The organism is Microbacterium foliorum (assembly GCF_006385575.1).
Taxonomy (GTDB): Bacteria; Actinomycetota; Actinomycetes; order Actinomycetales; family Microbacteriaceae; genus Microbacterium; species Microbacterium foliorum_B.
In genome coordinates, this window is sequence record NZ_CP041040.1 from 1656018 (window position 1) to 1674793 (window position 18776).

Annotated in this window: 12 protein-coding genes; 6 read left to right on the forward strand and 6 right to left on the reverse strand. The window is 67.5% G+C overall.

Translation table 11 applies throughout. The features are described 5' to 3' along the window. Positions 1 to 93 precede the first annotated feature (93 nt). Positions 94 to 2103 (forward strand): glycosyl transferase, encoded by a 2010-nt coding sequence (locus FIV50_RS07960; RefSeq protein ID WP_140036973.1) that lies wholly within the window; start codon positions 94 to 96, stop codon positions 2101 to 2103. Further along, a complete protein-coding gene (locus FIV50_RS07965) occupies positions 2100 to 3035 on the forward strand; it encodes a tetratricopeptide repeat protein (RefSeq protein ID WP_140036974.1) in 936 nt (311 codons plus the stop codon). The genes FIV50_RS07960 and FIV50_RS07965 overlap by 4 nt, the downstream gene beginning before the upstream one ends. Positions 3036 to 3097: 62 nt before the next feature. Here FIV50_RS07965 and glgB read toward each other — a convergent pair whose 3' ends face one another. The 3 genes from glgB to glgX form a co-directional block, all read right to left on the reverse strand. Then, positions 3098 to 5302: a 1,4-alpha-glucan branching protein GlgB gene (gene glgB, locus FIV50_RS07970; RefSeq protein WP_140036975.1), complete on the reverse strand. Its 2205-nt coding sequence runs from the start codon at positions 5300 to 5302 to the stop codon at positions 3098 to 3100. Beyond that, a complete protein-coding gene (locus tag FIV50_RS07975) occupies positions 5299 to 7362 on the reverse strand; it encodes an alpha-1,4-glucan--maltose-1-phosphate maltosyltransferase (RefSeq protein WP_140036976.1) in 2064 nt (687 codons plus the stop codon). The genes glgB and FIV50_RS07975 overlap by 4 nt, the downstream gene beginning before the upstream one ends. 76 nt (positions 7363 to 7438) lie before the next feature. Further along, complete coding sequence (glgX, locus tag FIV50_RS07980) at positions 7439 to 9511, reverse strand: glycogen debranching protein GlgX (RefSeq protein ID WP_140036977.1); 2073 nt, start codon at positions 9509 to 9511, stop codon at positions 7439 to 7441. Between the two features lie 94 nt (positions 9512 to 9605). Between glgX and FIV50_RS07985 the strand changes: the two genes are divergently transcribed. The 4 genes from FIV50_RS07985 to FIV50_RS08000 are packed head-to-tail and all read left to right on the forward strand — an operon-like array spanning position 9606 to position 14728. Continuing rightward, positions 9606 to 10781: a cysteine desulfurase family protein gene (locus tag FIV50_RS07985; protein WP_140036978.1), complete on the forward strand. Its 1176-nt coding sequence runs from the start codon at positions 9606 to 9608 to the stop codon at positions 10779 to 10781. Positions 10782 to 10790: 9 nt separating this feature from the next. Next, positions 10791 to 11888 (forward strand): tRNA 2-thiouridine(34) synthase MnmA, encoded by a 1098-nt coding sequence (mnmA, locus tag FIV50_RS07990; RefSeq protein ID WP_140036979.1) that lies wholly within the window; start codon positions 10791 to 10793, stop codon positions 11886 to 11888. A 42-nt stretch (positions 11889 to 11930) separates the two neighbouring features. After that, the gene (gene ligA, locus FIV50_RS07995) at positions 11931 to 14246 is read left to right on the forward strand and encodes an NAD-dependent DNA ligase LigA (RefSeq protein ID WP_140036980.1); all 2316 of its coding nucleotides are present in this window, start codon (positions 11931 to 11933) and stop codon (positions 14244 to 14246) included. Further along, positions 14243 to 14728, forward strand: coding sequence for a hypothetical protein (locus tag FIV50_RS08000; RefSeq protein WP_140036981.1), 486 nt, complete (start codon positions 14243 to 14245; stop codon positions 14726 to 14728). The genes ligA and FIV50_RS08000 overlap by 4 nt, the downstream gene beginning before the upstream one ends. A gap of 5 nt (positions 14729 to 14733) precedes the next feature. Here the strand turns inward: FIV50_RS08000 and FIV50_RS08005 are convergent, their stop codons facing one another. The 3 genes from FIV50_RS08005 to FIV50_RS08015 are packed head-to-tail and all read right to left on the reverse strand — an operon-like array spanning position 14734 to position 18775. Further along, a complete protein-coding gene (locus FIV50_RS08005; protein ID WP_140036982.1) occupies positions 14734 to 15186 on the reverse strand; it encodes a GNAT family N-acetyltransferase in 453 nt (150 codons plus the stop codon). An 8-nt stretch (positions 15187 to 15194) separates the two neighbouring features. Beyond that, positions 15195 to 17027, reverse strand: coding sequence for a DEAD/DEAH box helicase (locus FIV50_RS08010; RefSeq protein WP_140036983.1), 1833 nt, complete (start codon positions 17025 to 17027; stop codon positions 15195 to 15197). Positions 17028 to 17074: 47 nt separating this feature from the next. Continuing rightward, positions 17075 to 18775, reverse strand: a complete 1701-nt coding sequence (locus FIV50_RS08015) for a long-chain-fatty-acid--CoA ligase (RefSeq protein WP_140036984.1) — start codon at positions 18773 to 18775, stop codon at positions 17075 to 17077. Position 18776: the final 1 nt, after the last annotated feature.

An 18776-nucleotide genomic window follows, 5' to 3' on the forward strand; every position in this document is an offset into this window, starting at 1 on the left:
GCCCTCGTGGGCAACACACAGCTGATTTCGCTAGTCTGAAATGTCGAGTGTTGCGACTCGGGCGTGGGTCCGGGCCGTGTGAGGAGACTATTCGTGCGTTTCGTATGGGCCGTCGTGGCCTTTGTGCTGGCTGCGGGACTGATCGCTGCGGGCATCGCGCAGCGAACCATCTTCATGGGTCCGTCGACCCAGGAGGTCTCGGTCGCCGTAGAAGAACCTGCCCCTTACGTGCTGTTGGACGGCGACGTCCTGCGCGAGCACCCTGGGTCTCAGACCCTGCTCGTGCGGGGTGAAGGTGACATCTTCGCGGCATACGGTCGGACGGCCGATATGCAAGCGTGGCTGGCCGACGCCTCGTACAACCACGTGACCGCCGGAAGCGACGGCGAGCTCGAGACGGAGCTGATTCCTGCCGGAGCCATCACCGACGGCGACGGCGCCACGGCGACCCCGGCACCTGCGGAGAGCCCTGCCCCGGCGGAGACTCCGGTTCCGTCCGAGACTCCGGCCGAGGACGGTGCGGCCGCAGAGGCAGGCCGCAATCCGGCCGGTTCCGATCTCTGGCTGGATTCGTTCACCGAGACCGACGCCCTCATCGTCGACAAGATGCAGCTCCCCGAAGGGGTCAGCCTGATCATCGCGTACGACGGCACCGCGGACGCTCCCGACGACATCACGATCTCATGGCCTCTCGACACGTCGACCCCGCTCGCGGGCCCGCTCATGGCGGCAGGCGCAGCGATGCTCCTCGTCGGGCTGGTTCTCTACGTCCTCGCCATCCGGCACCAGCGCCGCGGGCGCGGGCCCCGGCGAAAGGGTCCCGGCCCCCTCCCGGCGACCGAGCCGATCGATGTGGCTCAGCTGCCGCCATCCGAGCGCGCAGCGATCGAGAGCTCGGCCGCCGACGCACCTGATGACTCGGACTCGTCCGGTGCGCCCGCGAACGCTGCCGAAGCGGGCCAGGAAGCCTCGGATGACGCGGCCGGTGCGGACGCACCGGAACGCGATCGGAAGACGGAGAGGCGTGCGACGTCCACGGACCGCCGACGCCTGCTCGCATTGCCTGCGCTGGCTGTGACCGCGCTGCTCGCCACCGGTTGCTCGCCCGATTCCTGGCCGCAGTTCGGCGAGGGGACGCCGTCGCCGTCGCCCAGCGCGACAGTGATCGCCCCGGACAACCAGAAGCCCCCCGCGGTCACCGAGTCGCAGGCGAGGCGAATTCTGCAGGAGGTGTCGACGACGCTTGCAGACGCAGACGCGGCGATGGACATCGCTCTGGCCGGGACTCGTCTCGATGGTCCCGCGCTGACCGCTCGCACGACCGAGTACGCGCTTCGGACCGCTGTCCCGGAGACCCCGCTGCCTGCCGCGATCCCGACAGATGATGTCGAGGTCGTGCTCCCCGAAGCCACCGACCGCTGGCCGCGGACGGTGCTGCTGCTCTCGAAGAGTGCCGGCGACGACACCGTTCCGCCGGTGATCCTCACCATGACTCAGCAGGATCCGTGGTCGAACTACAAGGTGACGACCATGGCCGAGATGTCGGCCGATGCCGTCTTCCCCGAGGTGGCCGCGCCGTGGCTGGGCACCTCGCTCGTGCCGGACGATTCCGCGTTCCTCAGCCTCCCGCCGAGTGAACTCGCTGAGACGTTCGCAGACATCGTCGACACGGGAGAGACCAGCGCTTCGTACGGCCTCTTCGACGAGATCTCACAGAATCTCGCCCAGTCGATTCGCGACAGTCGCCAGGCTGTCGTGCAGAACCTCGCGGACAACGGTGCCGCCGAGACCTCCCAGACCGCGTTCGACATCATTCCCGCGGATTCCGCCCCGGTATCGATGGCCACGCTCGACAGCGGGGCGATCGTGGCTGTCTCGCTCGTCGACACGGAGTCGGTGACGCCGACGTCGGCGGACGCCGTGATCCGCTTCGGCGACAACGCGCAGGCCAAAGCCCTGACGGGTGTGACCGAATCTGCCAAGGGCGTGACGACCAAGTACGAATTCCAGTTGTTCTTCTCCGTTCCCGCACAGGGCTCGACGGAGCAGATACGACTCCTGGCTGTCCGACAGGACCTTCTCTCCGTCGAGGTGATCAAGTGACCGATATCTCTCCCGCCGCGCTCCGAGGAGCCGTCGACCTCTCTTCTCTGCGAAACCGCCCGACAGCACCGGCTGCGGCAGCACAGGGCCCCGCTGGCGCAGCCGGGGCCGTTGACATCGTGGTCGATGCGACGGACGAGTCGTTCGGCCAGATCCTCGAGCTCTCGCGCACAGTGCCGGTGGTCGTCGATCTCTGGGCGGAGTGGTGCGGCCCGTGCAAGCAGCTGAGCCCGATCATCGAGAAGGTGGCGCGCGAACTCGGCGGAAAGGTGCTCCTCGCCAAGGTCGATGTCGACGCGAACCCGCAGCTTGCTCAGGGCTTCCGCGCGCAGTCGATCCCGATGGTCGTCGCGCTCATCGCCGGTCAGCCGGTCCCGATGTTCACGGGGGCGGTTCCTGAGCAGCAGGTCAGGGACGTCTTCGCGCAGCTGCTCCAGCTCGCGGCCCAGAACGGTGTGACGGGCACGTTGAACATCGGCGAGGCGCCCGAGGGCCAGGAAGCCCCGGAGGAACCGCCGATGCCGCCGCTGCACGCCGAGGCCTTCGCTGCCATCGAGACGGGGGACTACGCCGCCGCGATCGTGGCGTACGAGAAGGCTCTCGCAGAGAATCCTCGCGACGAGGACGCTATCGCCGGTCTCGGGCAGGTTCGACTTCTCGACCGCGTCCAGAAGCTCGACCTGCAGGACGCACGGGCTGCCGCTGCGGCTGCGCCCCGGGATGTCCAGGCGCAGTTCGATGTCGCCGATCTCGACCTCGCCGGCGGCCACGTCGATGACGCGTTCGGAAGGCTGCTCGACCTGTTCGCGCAGCTGCCGTCGGACGAGCGGACGCCGGTTCGTGAGCGTATGATCGAGCTGTTCGGCCTGATCGGTGCCGCGGATCCTCGCGTCATCGCCGCCCGCAACAGGCTCTCCTCGCTGCTCTTCTGACCCGGTGCCACGGCTGACCAGCCCTGAGGGGCGGTCAGCCGTAGCCGGTCAGTCGCGACTGATCAGCCGTGGCTGATCGTGGGCACGTGAGGCTCACCCTCGTGACGCAACCAGATGGTGGACAGCGCGGGGATCGTGACGGAAGCCACCGCGGGCCCGCCCTCCTCTGAGTGAGCGACGACCATGCCGAGGTTGCCCGATCCGCGACCGCCGTACTCCGCGGCATCCGTGTTGAGGATCTCCTGCCATACGCCTGCGACAGGCAGAGCCAGGCGGTGGCCGCTGCGCTCGACGCCGGCGAAGTTGCTGATGACGACGATACGGCCGCCATGTGCATCACGGCGCTCGAACGCGATCACATTCGGGTCCCAGCTGGGAGCACCGAGACGCGCGAACGACGAGCCGTCGTTGTCTCGCTCCCAGAGCGGCGCCTGGGCGCGATAAGTACGATTGAGCTGCCCGACGAAACTCTGCAGCTGCGCATGCGACGGCTGCTCCAGCAGCCACCAGTCGAGCTCTCGGGATTCGGACCACTCCGCCAACTGCCCGAACTCCTGGCCCATGAAGAGCAGCTTCTTGCCAGGGTGACCCCACATGTAGGCGAGGTACGCGCGAACGTTCGCGAGCTTGTGCCAGTGGTCGCCGGGCATCTTCGCGAGCAGGCTGCCCTTGCCGTGCACGACCTCGTCGTGGCTGATCGGGAGCAGATAGTTCTCTCCGAACGCGTACACGAAGGAGAACGTCATCTCACCTTCGTGGTGCGAGCGGTACATCGGGTCGCGTTCGATGTACTGGAGGGAGTCGTTCATCCAGCCCATGTTCCACTTGAACCCGAACCCGAGTCCGGCGTGGTCGGTCGGTGCAGTGACGCCGGGGAAGCTCGTCGACTCCTCCGCGATCATCAGCACGCCGGGGTGCAGGCGATAGGCGGTCGCGTTGACCTCCTGCAGGAACCGGATGGCCTCGAGGTTCTCTCTGCCCCCGTGGATGTTCGGCTCCCACTCGCCTTCGTTGCGCGAATAGTCGAGGTACAGCATCGAGGCCACCGCGTCGACCCGAAGCCCGTCGACATGGAACTCGCTCAGCCAGAAGAGGGCGTTGGCGACCAGGAAGCCGCGCACCTCGGGGCGGCCGTAGTCGAAGATGAGGGTTCCCCAGTCCTGGTGCTCACCGCGCCGAGGGTCGGGGTGTTCGTACAACGGCTGTCCGTCGAACTTCGCGAGGGCGAAGGCGTCCTTGGGGAAGTGCCCGGGCACCCAGTCCATGATCACGCCGATCCCCGCTTGATGAAGGCGATCGATCAGGTAGCGCAGATCATCGGGGCTGCCGAACCGACTCGTCGCCGCGTAGTATCCGCTGACCTGATAGCCCCAGGAGCCACCGAAGGGGTGCTCTGCGAGCGGCATGAACTCGACGTGCGTGAAACCGGCTTCGGTGACATGGGCGATGAGCGGCTCTGCCGCCTCGCGGTAGCTCAGGCCTCCGCGCCAGGAGCCGAGGTGCACCTCGTAGACGGAAAGCGGCTGGGCGACCGCGTGGGTCGCTGCACGGCGGGTCATCCACGCACCGTCCGACCAGGCGTAGGTCGACTGCGTGATGACCGATGCTGTCTCGGGCGGGACCTGCGCGGCCTGAGCCATCGGGTCGGCCTTGAAGATCCACGAGCCTTCACGAGTGCGGATCTCGTACTTGTAGGTCGTCCCGATCGCGAGGTCAGGGATGAACAGCTCCCAGATGCCGCTCACGCCCATCGAGCGCATCGCGTGAGACTCGCCGTTCCACCCGTTGTGGTCGCCGACGACACGAACGGCGGTGGCGTTGGGAGCCCAGACCGCGAACGCGACGCCGCTCTCGCCGTCAGCGACGCGAGCGTGCGCGCCCAGCACCTGCCACAGGCGTTCATGGCGCCCCTCTGCGATTAGGTGCAAATCGACGTCGCCGAGGGTGGGCAGGTGGCGGTAGGGGTCGCCGCTGATCGTCTCGTCGTCGTCGCCGTAGGCGGTGGCGATCCGATACGGCACCGGCGGTCCGTCGTGCTGTGCCTCCCAGATGCCGTGCGCGACGTGCTCGAGGGCGAGTCGGCTCCCGTCTTCGAAGACGGCCTCGACCGATGAGGCGAGCGGACGGCGGGCACGGATCACCGTGACGGTGCGGTCGCTCGCGTCCGTGAACGGATGCGAGCCGAGCACGGCGTGCGGGTCGTGGTGCTCACCGGACGCCACTGCGGCCCAGCCCGGCGACGTTGCCGCATCTTCGACGTAGCTCATGATCGTCTCCTCACCTTCAGTATGTGCACCGGCTCGGCGAAGGCGTCGAGGCGCACGTAGTTGTGGTCGGCCCAGGTCCAGACGGCGCCGGTCAGCAGATCCTCCACCTCGAACTGCTCGCCCTGAGGCACGCCCCAGATCGTCGTGTCGAGATGGACGGTGGTCTCGCGGACGGAGTGCGGATCGACGTTGGCGATCACGAGGATCGTGTCGGACTCGCCGGTGCCGGTGAAGGCTGCATCGAGATGCTTGCTGTAGACGAGCACGGAGTCGTCATCGCTCCAGTGCACGGAGAGGTTGCGGAGTTGACGGAGAGCCGGGTGCGCGGTGCGGATCTCGTTCAGCCGGCGCAGCAGAGGGGCCAGCGAGTCGCCTGCAGCCTCTGCACCCTCCCAGTCACGGAATTTGAACTCGTACTTCTCGTTGTCGATGTTCTCCTCGGAACCGGGGCGCGCGACATTCTCGAAGAGTTCGTAGCCCGCGTACACGCCGTACACGGGAGCAGCGGTGGCCGCGATGCATGCGCGGATCCGGTATGCCGCGCGTCCGCCGAACTGCAGATACTCGGTGAGGATGTCATGCGTGTTCACGAAGAGGTTAGGGCGCATGTAGTCGCTGGTCTCGTGTGAGACGCTCGTCAGGAACTCCTCGAGTTCCGCCTTGGTGTTGCGCCAGGTGAAGTAGCTGTAGCTCTGCTGGAAACCGACGGCCGCCAGCGCGCGCATCACGGCAGGGCGCGTGAAGGCCTCCGCGAGGAAGATCACGTCGGGATCCTGAGCATTCACGGTGGCGATGAGCCATTCCCAGAACTGCAGCGGCTTCGTGTGCGGGTTGTCGACCCGGAAGATCTTCACGCCCTCGCGCACCCAGTGCTGCACGATGCGCAGCATCTCCTGGTAGATGCCGGCGGGGTCGTTGTCGAAGTTCAGGGGGTAGATGTCCTGGTACTTCTTCGGGGGGTTCTCCGCGTAGGCGATGGTGCCGTCGGGAAGGGTCGTGAACCACTCCGGGTGCTCATCGACCCAGGGGTGATCCGGAGACGCCTGCAGAGCGAGATCAAGAGCGACCTCCAGCCCCTGGCTCTTCGCGGCTCGCACGAAGGCGCGGAAGTCGGCTGGTTTGCCGAGCTCGGGGTGAATCGCGTCGTGACCGCCGTCGGCGGAGCCGATGGCATACGGCGAACCCGGGTCGCCTGGTTCGGTCGTCAGCGTGTTGTTCCGGCCCTTGCGGTTCGTCGTTCCGATCGGATGGATGGGCACCAGATAGATCACGTCGAATCCCATGGTGGCGACAGCAGGAAGGCGCTTGGCGGCCGTCCTGAACGTGCCGCTCTTGATCGTGCCGTCCTTGAGGCGCTTCGCGCCCTCGGATCGCGGGAAGAACTCGTACCAGGCCCCGACGCCTGCCGCAGTCCGCTCGACGAGCAGCGTGCGCGCCGCCGAGGTCGATCGCAGTGTCATGAGCGGCCGGTCACGGAAGAAGCCGGTGAGCTCTGCATCGGTCGCGGCAGCGGTGGTGAGCGCCGCATCGCCGCCGGCGAGCGCCGCGGCGATGTCGGTGAGACGTCTGCGCTGAGCTGCAGGGCGGTCCTTCTCGGCCGCTGCGCGCGTGAGCAGCTCGGCTCCGAGCGCCGCCATCACCGGCACGTCCACGCCGGCAGCGACCTTCACCTCGGCGGCGTGAGCCCAGGTCGCGAAGTCGTCGGAGAACGCCTCGAAGCGAAAGGTCCAGAGACCCTGCAGGTCGATCGCGACCTCGGCACCCCAGCGATCGCTTCCATCCAGGAACGGGGTCAGGCGGTGCAGGGTCTCGTCGCCCTCAGGTGAGGTCAACCGGAGCTGCACGCCGATCAGGTCGTGCCCCTCGCGGAAGGCGACCACGCTGAACGGAACCACCTCGCCGGCGAAGGCCTTGGGTGCGAAACCGCCCGGCACGGCCGGGGTACCACCGACCAGCGGAATGCGGGTCGCGACGAGCCCGTCGCCGTCCGAGACGGCACCCAACGGGCGCGACGGGATCTGTGCGGGGCTTCGGAGAGCCTTCGGACTGGTGCTGCTCATACGTGCGGCCACCCCCCGAATGTACCGCTCCCGAAGGCGAGCGGGTAGCTCGCAGAACGCACCGGCGCGCCGCCCGTCATTCCACGCGGAAGAGTCGCATGGAGGTGCCGGGGATGGGCAGGATGTCGCCCGGGGCGAACACCTCACCGCCGTCATCCGGGCGGTCGTCGGCACTCGACCACAGCGAGACGAAGCGCGTCGCCTCCTCGAGTTCTTCGGGGAGGCGCACGTCGATCGGCGACTCCGTGCCGTGCACGATGAGGAGGATCCGGTTGGCTTCCTCGCGATCGGGAGTCGAAGCAGCGACGTACTGGAGCGTCCGGTTCCCCGGGTCGGTCCACTGCTCGCTCTCCATCGTCTCGCCGTTCTGGTCGAACCAGTCCATGACGGAGGCGTTGGGGATGTGCTCGCCGAGTCGGGCATACCGGCTCGGACGCAGGGCAGGGTTCTCCGAACGGAGCTGGATGAGTCGAGCGACGTGCGCGCGGAGATCCTCCTGCCACGGCTCTTCATCCCATCCGAGCCAGGTCATCGACGAGTCCTGGGCGTAGGCGTTGTTGTTGCCGCGCTGGGTGCGTCCGACCTCATCGCCGGCGGTGAGCATCGGGATCCCCGCGGACAGTAGGAGGGTGCCGAGCAGATTGCGCATCGCCTTCCGACGGGCGGCGAGAATGGCCGGGTCGTCGGTCGGCCCCTCGATGCCGTGATTGAACGCGCGGTTCATGTCGGCGCCGTCGCGGTTCTGCTCGCCGTTGGCCTCGTTGTGCTTGACGTCGTACGACACGAGATCGTGCAGCGTGAATCCGTCGTGTGCCGTGACGAAGTTGATGCTCGCGAGCGGGCCCCGTTCGTCGGCGAAGGTGTTGGAGGAGCCTGCGAGACGCGTGGCGAAACCGCCGATGCCGACGGGAGCGGAGGCGCGGCGCGCGTAGTCGATGTCACTCAGCCAGAAGTTGCGCACGCGGTCGCGGTAGCGGTCGTTCCACTCCAGCCAGCCCTTGGGGAAGTTCCCCGTCTGCCAGCCACCCATGCCGACGTCCCACGGCTCCGCGATGAGTTTGGTCTCCTTGAGGATCGGATCGTTCGCGATCGCCGTGAGCAGCGGGTGATCCGGGGTGTAGGTGTGTGCGGCGTCGCGGGCGATGGCGGCGGCGAGGTCGAACCGGAATCCGTCGATCTGCATCTCCTGCGCCCAGTAGCGCAGCGAGTCGAGGACGAGTCGGGCGCCGGCGTCGGTCGAGGTGTCGAGCGTGTTGCCGCACCCCGTCGTGTCGATGTAGGCGCCGGACGCGTCCTGTCGGTAGTAGCTCGCGTTGTCGATCCCACGCAGACTCGAGCGAGGGCCTCCGAGTCCTTCCTCCGAGGTGTGGTTGTAGACGACGTCGAGGATGACCTCGAGTCCTGCCTCGTGGAGCAGGCGCACCATGCCCTTGAACTCGGCGAGAACGGCCTCAGGGCCGCCCTTGCGTGCGTCTTCCGACGCGTAGGCGTTGTGCGGCGTGAAGAAGTTGAGGGTGTTGTAGCCCCAGTAGTTCGTGAGGCCGCGCTCGAGCAACCGGGGCTCCGGCACGAACGCCTGAACGGGAAGCAGCTCGATCGAGGTGATGCCGAGAGAGTGGAAGTACTCGATCATGGCCGGGTGCGCGAGTCCGGCGTACGTGCCGTGCAGAGCGGGCGGCACATCGGGGTGGCGTTTGGTCAGCCCCTTCAGATGGCCTTCGTAGATCACTGTCCGGTCGAGCGGGATTCGCGGCTTGACGGAGTCGCCCCAGTCGAACCCGTCGACGATCACGACGGAGCGCCACTCCTCATAGCCGTCGCCCTGGGCGAGACCACGGGCATAGGGATCGAGCAGGAGGGTCTCGGGGTTGAACGTGTTCCCAGGGCCGTGCGGTCCGCCGACACGGATGGCGTATCGGGTGCCGGGTTGGAGCAGCTCTGTGGTCACTTCCCAGATACCCCCGGGAAGGCGTGCGAGGTCGACCTGATCGACCACCCAGTCGAGGTCGGTGGCATCGAAGACGACGAGCTCGATGGAGGACGCGTTCTGCGACCAGACGCGGAGGGTTCCGACGCCGTCGTGAAGGCGAACGCCGAGGTTGTCGAGTGCAGTACCGCCGGGCACGGTGATGTCTCGGATCGCGGGCATGAATACACCATAGGGGGCTGCGCTCGGGTGCCAGGACACCGCGCACTCAGTTCCATGTGCACCCCGGGCGATGAATATGGGGGAGAGTTGAAGGATGCAGCACTATCTCGATCACGCCGCGACGACCCCGCTGCGCCCCGAGGCGCGCGAGGCGTGGCTGGAGGCGAGCACGATGGTCGGCAATGCGTCGTCGACCCACGGCGCGGGGCAGGATGCTCGACGACTGCTCGAGGAAGCGCGTGAACGCTCTGCTGCTGTGCTCGACTGCGATCCCATCGAGGTCGTCTTCACCTCCGGCGGCACCGAGTCGATCAATCTCGCGTTGCAGGGTCTGTGGCAGGCACGCCAACCGGGGACGGACGCCATCGTGATGCCGGATGCCGAGCATCACGCCACCATGGACACCGTCGAGGCGCTGATCGGTGCGGGAGCGGTTCTGCGCGCTGTACCGGTATATCGCACGGCGGAGATCGATGCGGCAGAGTTCGCCGATCAGCTTCCGGGTGCGGCCCTGGCGACTGCGTTGGTCGCCAACAACGAGGCGGGAACGATCAATGACGCAGCGGAGCTGGCCTCGTCTGCCGCGGCGAGTCTCGTTCCCCTTCACTTCGATGCGGTGTCGGCGCTCGGCCACCTTCCGCTCTCCTTCCGAGCGCTGAGAGGCGATGCCCCGGATGCGGCCGGTCTGGTGGCGATGAGTGTCGCAGGACACAAGATCGGGGCGCCTGTCGGTGTCGGTGCATTGGTCGTCGCTCGCACCGCGCGGCTCTCCGCGCTTCTTCGCGGAGGCGCGCAGCAGCGAGGGCTCCGTGCCGGGACGCAGGACGTCGCGGGAGCAGCGGCGTTCGCCACAGCGCTCGAGCTCGCCGAGTCGGAGCGGGAGTCGGAATCGACTCGTCTGGCGGCTCTGCGCGACCGGCTGGTCGACGGGATTCTGAAACGAGTGCCGCAGGCAGAACTGCTGGGCGATGTCCCGCGGCGGCTTCCGGGCAACGCGCAGCTCCTGTTCCCCGGCGCGGTGGGGGAGAGCCTCTTGTTCCTGCTCGACATGGCGGGGATCGCTGCGTCGACCGGATCGGCGTGCCAGGCGGGAGTCGCAGAGCCGTCGCACGTGGTGATGGCCATGGGACGCAGCGAGCAGGATGCGCGCAGCGTCCTCCGGTTCTCGCTGGGACGCACGTCGACGGATGCTGACGTCGACGCGGTCCTCGCATCGATCGCCGACGCCTATGCGCGGGCTTCCGGCTCCGGTTCAGCCGCGCGCTCGTAGACTGGCACCATGAGGATTCTTGCGGCGATGAGTGGCGGAGTGGACTCTGCAGTCGCGGCCGCGCGTGCCGTGGAGGCGGGGCACGACGTCGTCGGTGTGCATCTCGCGCTGTCCCGCGCAGGCGGCACCCTGCGCACCGGAAGCAGAGGCTGCTGCACCATCGAGGATGCTCTCGACGCGCGCCGCGCAGCAGATCTCCTCGGCATCCCCTTCTACGTCTGGGATTTCTCCGAGCGGTTCCGCGAAGACGTGATCGCCGACTTCGTCTCGGAGTACCAGGCCGGCCGCACTCCCAACCCCTGCATGCGCTGCAACGAGAAGATCAAGTTCGCAGCCCTCCTCGAACGCGCGATCGAACTCGGCTTCGACGCGGTGTGCACGGGGCACTACGCCACCCTTGTTCCCACCGAGGCAGGCCTCGAGCTGCATCGTGCGGCCGACAATGCGAAGGATCAGTCGTACGTGCTCGGTGTGCTGACGGCCGAGCAGCTGGCGCACACCTACTTCCCCCTCGGCACGACACCCTCGAAGGCTGTCGTCCGGGCAGAGGCCGCGGAGCGCGGGTTGACGGTCGCGCATAAGCCCGACAGCCACGACATCTGCTTCATCCCCGACGGCGACACGCGCGGTTGGCTGGCCGAGAAGGTCGGCACAGCGACGGGTGAGATCGTCGACCGGGCGGGCGAGGTGGTGGGCTCGCACGAGGGTGCGCATGCGTTCACGGTGGGCCAGCGTCGTGGGCTCAAGCTCGGTGTTCCGGCGGCGGACGGCAAGCCGCGATTCGTCCTCGAAGTGCGTCCGGTGTCGAACACGGTGGTGGTCGGACCGAAGGAGGCGCTCGCGATCCGCGAGATCGCCGGTGAGCGGTTCAGCTGGGCGGGAGCAGCTCCCGTGGACTCCGAGTTCGACTGCGAGGTGCAGATCCGGGCTCATGCCGAACCCGAGTCCGCTCGGGCCTTCGTCTCCTCCGACGGCGTGCGCGTCGTGCCCGACGAGCCTCTGAACGGCGTCGCGCCGGGGCAGACGGCGGTCCTGTACGTCGGCACTCGCGTGCTCGGTCAGTTCACGATCGACCGCACGGTGTCTGCGGTACCGGTCGACGCGTAGCGCCTCCCTCGGGATGTCGGTGACCGCTCGTAGACTTGCGGGGTGCCGGAGAACATCTCGTTGGAAGACGCCCGTGTCGAAGCGGACGAGCTGACCACTCGCATCCTCGAAGCGAAGGACGCGTACTACGGGCGCGACACGTCGCTGGTCGATGACGCGACGTATGACGGCTGGATGCGCAGGCTCGAAGAGCTGGAACGCCTGCACCCCGAGCTCCAGGGGCAGGACTCGCCCACGCAGATGGTGGGCGCCGCCGAAGCGACGGGTCTCGCGACGATCGAGCACGCCGAGCGGATGCTGAGCCTCGACAATGTGTTCTCGATCGACGAGTTGAGGGAATGGGCTGCGAAGACGAGGGCCTCGGCAGGGCGTGACGTCGACTGGTTAACGGAGCTGAAGATCGACGGACTCGCGATCAATCTCCGCTACGAGAACGGCCGCCTGACGTCCGCCGCGACGCGAGGCGATGGGCGCGTCGGCGAGATCGTCACCGAGAACGCTCTGCGGCTGCCCGAGATACCGCTCGAGCTCTCGGGCACGGGGCATCCGGAGATCGTCGAGGTGCGCGGGGAGGTCTTCATCCCGGTCGCGGCATTCGAGCGCCTGAACGCGGCTCAAGCCGAGTTCCGCGAGCGTGCCTATGCCGATGCCCACGCGCGCTGGGAGGCGCGTTCCGGCGCGAAGAAGCCCTTCGACGAAGAGAAGGCCCGCACAGCGGCAGCGCGACGCTTCCCGTCGTTCGCCAACCCTCGCAACGCGGCGAGCGGCGGTCTGCGTCAGCAGATCGAGAAGAAGAACGGACTCGAGCTCGAGGCGGGCATGCTGCGCATCGAGTCGCTTGCCCTCTACGTGCACGGCATCGGCGCCTGGCCCGATCCGCCGGTCGCGGCGCAGAGCCAGGTGTACGAGCAGATCGCGAAATGGGGGCTTCCCACGAGCCCGCACACCAAGGTCTGCAGAAGCATCGACGAGGTCGTGGCGTTCGTCGAGCATTTCGGTGAGCACCGACACGACATCGAGCACGAGCTCGACGGCATCGTGATCAAGGTCGACGAGCTCTCGCTGCACGATGAGCTCGGCGCCACGAGCCGGGCTCCGCGGTGGGCGATCGCGTACAAGTACCCTCCGGAGGAGGTGCAGACGAAGCTCCTTGACATCGTCGTGTCGGTCGGTCGCACGGGCCGCGCCACTCCGTTCGCGGTGATGGCGCCCGCACAGGTCGCCGGATCAGTGGTGAGGCAGGCGACGCTCCACAACAAGGACGTCGTCAAGGCGAAGGGAGTCCTGATCGGCGACACCGTCGTGCTCCGCAAGGCAGGAGACGTGATCCCCGAGGTGCTGGGGCCGGTGGTCGAGAAACGCGACGGCACGGAGCGCGAGTTCGTGATGCCGGCCGAGTGCCCGGAGTGCGGGACGCCGCTGCGGTCCATGAAAGAGGGCGACATCGATCTGCGCTGCCCCAATGCGAGGTCCTGTCCAGCACAGGTGCGCGGTCGCGTCGAGCACATCGGATCGCGAGGTGCGCTCGACATCGAAGCCCTCGGAGAAGTCACCGCTGCCGCGCTCACCCAGCCGACATCGCCTGCTGTTCCGCCCCTCGAGACAGAGGCCGGTCTGTTCGCGCTGACACTCGACGAGATCGTACCGATCGAGCTGTTCGTGCGCGACGCGGAGACGGGGCTGCCGAAGGAGGATGAAGACGGTCTGGTCAAGACGAGGGCTCCATTCCGACGTAACCCGACCGCTGCTGAGAAGAAGTCCGGACTCGAAGGTCCACAGCCGTCGTCGCAGGCAGTGACTCTGCTCGCAGAGCTCGAGAAGGCGAAGACGAAGGATCTCTGGCGCCTTCTCGTCTCGCTCAACATCCGCCACGTCGGGCCGGTTGCGGCGAGAGCGCTGGCGCAGTGGTTCGGTTCGCTCGACGCGATTCGCGCGGCATCCCGCGATGAGCTCGCGGCAGTCGAAGGCGTCGGTGGCATCATCGCGGACTCCCTGCTCGCATGGTTCGATGTCGACTGGCACCAGGAGATCGTGCGACGGTGGACCGAAGCCGGCGTTCAGTGGTCCACGCCAGGGCACCCGGGCCCGGGCGCGGCAGTGGTCGAGGGCGGCGTGCTGGACGGGATCACCGTCGTCGCCACGGGCTCGCTCGACGGCTACACGCGTGACGGCGCGCAGGAGGCCATCATCAAAGCCGGTGGCAAGGCGGCATCGAGTGTCTCGAAGAAGACCGACTTCGTCGCCGCGGGGCCGGGCGCGGGGTCGAAGCTCGGCAAGGCCGAGGAACTGGGCATTCGGATCCTCGACGCCGCCCAGTTCCACGTGCTCGTGACCGAAGGACCGGACGCGCTGGGATGAAGCGCTACGGGCCCCTGATCGTGGTGCCGGGTGCTCTCGCGGTCGGCGACCCGGGCAGACATCATCTGCGTCTCACGCCAGACGCGCTTCTCTTCCGTGAGGGCGCGGAGAACCGCGGGATCGTGGCATGGGACCAGGTCGAGAAGATCCTGCTCGACGTGCCGACGACCCGCTTCCGCCTGCCCGGGCTCGTGGGCACTGTGCTGCTCGGAGCCCTGACCTTCATCGCCCTGTCTGATCTGGGCGTGGACCCGGATGATGGTGCCGTTGATGTGCAGATCGACGGGGAATCGACGACCGTGCCATTGAGTCGTCACCATGTCGGCGGGTACTGGGCTCCGACAGTAGACGGCGCCCACATGCTGCTGCAGCACCTCATCGACCACCCGGAGCAGCGATCGCTGCTCGCTCGACCGGAGTCGCTGCTCGATGTGGCCGCGCGCCTCGCACGCAGCGGGGCGTCAGGAACCTCAGGCTCCTGACGCGACTATGCGTCGGCGATGCGCTGGAGCAGCTTCGGCGATCCGGCGAACCCGAGCCTCTGATAGACCGGAACAGCGCGCTCGCTCGAGTGCACGGTGACCCGCGAGGCGCCGACGCTGAGAGCGTGGGCCGCCGCTGCGTCGACGAGCGCGGAGCCTACGCCGCCGCCACGATGCTCGGGCATCACGAAGACGCTCTGGATGTCTGCCGAGAGGCGGTTGCTCGCACCAGGGCTCGGCACGCGCGGGAGCAGCGCGACCCACGCGGCGCCGACTGGCGCGTCCTCCGTTCGGGCCACGAACGCGAAGTGCGTGTCCCTATGGGCTTCCCACCATGACGCCAGCGCTTCCGCGAACGAGTCGAACTCCGCCGTGTCGGCCTTGTCAGTGGTTCGGTCGATCCACTTCAAGCGCGCCAGGCCCCGGACGTCCGCGGGGCCGGCGCGCTCGATGTGCATGTGGCCGATCAGTCCTTGTGGCGCGGCTTGCGGAACGGCTTCTCGCCGCGGTCATCGGTGCGTGCCGGACGGTCATTGCGGTCGTATCGCGGACGCTCGTCGCGGCTGCCCGAGGAATCACGGGGTCCGTCGTTGCGTCGGGAGGCCGGGCCGCGGTCGGGCTTGATCTCGATCAGTCGACCCGAGATGCGGGTGTCCCTGAGCTTGTCGAGCACCGAGGAGTCGAGATTCGCGGGCAGTTCGACCACCGTGAAGTCCGGCCGGATGTTGATGGCGCCGAAGTCGTCGCGGCCGAGGCCGCCCTCGTTGGCGAGCGCGCCGACGATCTGACGCGGCTCGACGCGGTGACGCCGACCGACCTCGATGCGGTAAGGCTTGTAGTCGCCCCGTCCCCGGCGCTCGCGAGGCTCGCGGGTCTCCCGCTGGTCACGGGTGTTGCGTTCGCGCGGCGGACGGTTGTCGAACTCGACGGCCTTCGTCAGCGGGTCATCCGACGGGTCGAGCAGCAGCGGAGTGTCACCCTGTGCGACGACCGCGAGCGCCGCGGCCACATCGGCCTCCGGCACGTCGTGGTTGCGGACATAGTGGGCGATGATGTCGCGGAACTTCTCGATCCGCGGGCCATCGCCGAGCGCGGTCGTGATCGCGTCGTCGAATCGGGCGAGACGCGTGGTGTTGACGTCGTCCATGCTGGGCAGCTGCATCTGCGTCGGCTGCTGGCGGGTCGCCTTCTCGATCGACTTGAGCAGGTAACGCTCGCGCGGGGTGATGAAGCTGATCGCGTCGCCCTTGCGCCCGGCGCGGCCGGTGCGCCCGATGCGGTGCACGTACGACTCGGTGTCGGTGGGGATGTCGAAGTTGATGACGTGGCTGATGCGCTCGACATCGAGACCACGGGCGGCGACGTCCGTCGCGACGAGGATGTCGAGCTTGCCGTCCTTGAGCTGGTTGACGCTGCGCTCACGCTGCACCTGCGCGACGTCGCCGTTGATCGCGGCGGCCGAGTATCCGCGGGCGCGCAGCTTCTCGGCGAGGGTCTCGGTCTCGTTCTTGGTGCGGACGAACACGATCATGCCGTCGAAGTTCTCGACCTCGAGGATGCGGGTCAGCGCGTCGACCTTCTGGGCGTACGACACCACCAGATAACGCTGCGTGATGTTGGTGCCGGTCGCGGTCTTCGACTTGATGCTGATCTCTTCGGGATCGCGCAGGTACTTCTGTGCGAGGCGGCGGATCTGCGGGGGCATCGTGGCGGAGAACAGGGCGACCTGCTTCTCGACGGGCGTCTGCGCGAGGATCTGCTCGACGTCTTCAGCGAAGCCCATCTTCAGCATCTCATCGGCCTCGTCCAGCACCAGGTACTGCAGCTGGGAGAGGTCGAGAGTGCCCTTGGCGAGGTGGTCCATGATGCGGCCGGGCGTTCCGACGATCACGTGCACGCCGCGGCGCAGAGCAGAGAGCTGCACGCCGTAGGCCTGGCCGCCGTAGACCGGCAGCATGTGCACACCCTTCATCTTCGATGCGTACGACTCGAAGGCCTCGCAGACCTGCAGTGCGAGTTCGCGCGTCGGTGCGAGCACCAGCGCCTGAGGCGTCTTCTGCGAGACGTCGAGGCGCTCCAGCACGGGAAGCGCGAAGGCCGCGGTCTTCCCCGTTCCGGTCTGCGCCATGCCGACGACATCGCGGCCCGACAGGAGAGTCGGGATCGTCGCGGCCTGGATCGGGGAAGGGGTCTCGTAGCCGAGGTCGCGGATCGCCTTGAGGACGGGTCCGGTGATACCGAGTTCCTCGAATCCAGGGGTCTCGGGGGCGTCGGTGGGTACAGCGTCTTCAGGAGTCACTGACCAAGGGTAGCGCGTCCCCGGTTTCCACGCCTGTGAGGGCGCCCTCAGGACCCGGAGGTCAGCGCCAGGAGCTTCTCCTTCACCTGCCGCCGAAGGACTTTTCCGATCAGGGACTTCGGCAGTTCGTCCACGACGAAGACACGGCGGGGCACCTTGTAGGGGGTGAGGATGCTGCGCGCGTGCTCGCGGATCGCCTCCACGTCCACGTCCGCTCCCGCGTCGACGACGATCGCGGCGACGACCTCCTCGCCGGAGTGGTCGCTCGGCAGGCCCACCACCGCGGCATCCGAGACCTGAGGGTGCTGTCGCAGCGCGTTCTCCACCTCGGTCGGCGCGACGTTGAAGCCGCCGGTGATGATGAGCTCCTTGATGCGGTCGACGATTCTGATGAACCCCGCGTCGTCCACCGTCACGATGTCTCCGGTGCGGAACCAGTCATCGACGAAGACGGCCTCGGTCTCTTCCGGTTTGCCGTAGTACCCCGAGAACACCTGCGGACCGCGCACCAGGAGCTCGCCCGCCGCACCGGGTGCGACATCGACGGTCGGGTTCTCGGGATCGACCACGCGGCACTCGGTGCCGGGCAACGGAAGCCCGACGGTGCCGGGTACGCGGTTGTCCGCGACCGGATTCGCCATCAGGACGGGGGAGCACTCGCTGAGCCCGTAGCCTTCGACGAGGAAGCCATGAGTCGCAGCCTCGAACGGGACCACCAGCTCGTGCGGCAGCGCCATCGCACCGGAGATCGCGACCTCGATGCCGTCGAGCGACACGCCCTTGGCATTCGCCGCAGTGAGCAGCCGATCCGCGATCGGGGGCACGAGCGGAAGGAATGTCGCGGGGTGCTTCTTCATCACATCGAGCACGAGGTCCGGATCGAACTTCGGGAACAGCACGAGTCGTGCACCCATCGACATCGCGAAGGTCAGACACAGAGTGAGGCCGTAGGCGTGGAACATCGGCAGCACTGCATACACGACGCAGCCTTTGCCGCGCTGGATCGACGGCACCCAGGCCTGCGACTGGGCGGCGTTCGCGAGGAGGTTCCCGTGGGTGAGCGCCGCGCCCTTGGGGGTGCCCGTGGTGCCCGACGTGTACTGGATGATCGCCAGATCGCCGGTGGCCGGCTTCGGGTGCGTCGCCGGAATGGGTGACGACCGCACGAGTGAGTCCCAGGTCGCGGTGCCACGGACGCGCTCGGTGAGCGCTGCGCGTGACTCACGTGCTTTGGCCACCGGCAGTCGCAGCGCCACACGGGTCAGAAGGGGCATCGCCCGGGTGACGTCCACGGAGACGAGATTCGTCACCGCGAGATCAGCAGGGAAATCCTGCACCGTCGCGACGACCTTGTTCCAGACGATCGCGTGCTTCGCACCGTGGTCCTCGAACTGCTTCCGCAGCTCGCGCGGCGTGTAGAGCGGGTTGTGTTCGACCACCACCGCGCCCAGACGGAGCACGGCGTAGAACGCGACTATGTGCTGCGGACAGTTCGGCAGGACGATCGCCACCGGATCCCCGGCGCGCACTCCCAGGTCGCGCAGACCCTCGGCGGCGCGGTCGATCGCATCCTGCAGCTGTGCGTAGGTCGTCTCGCGGCCGAAGAACTGCAGCGCGGGGGCGTCCGGATAGTCACGAGCCGATGCTGCGACGATGTCGACCAGCGATCCCGAGACGGGGGCGAGGTCGTCGGGGACGCCGTCCGCGTAGCTGGCGATCCATGGGCGGGGAGGCTGGTACGAGCTCACC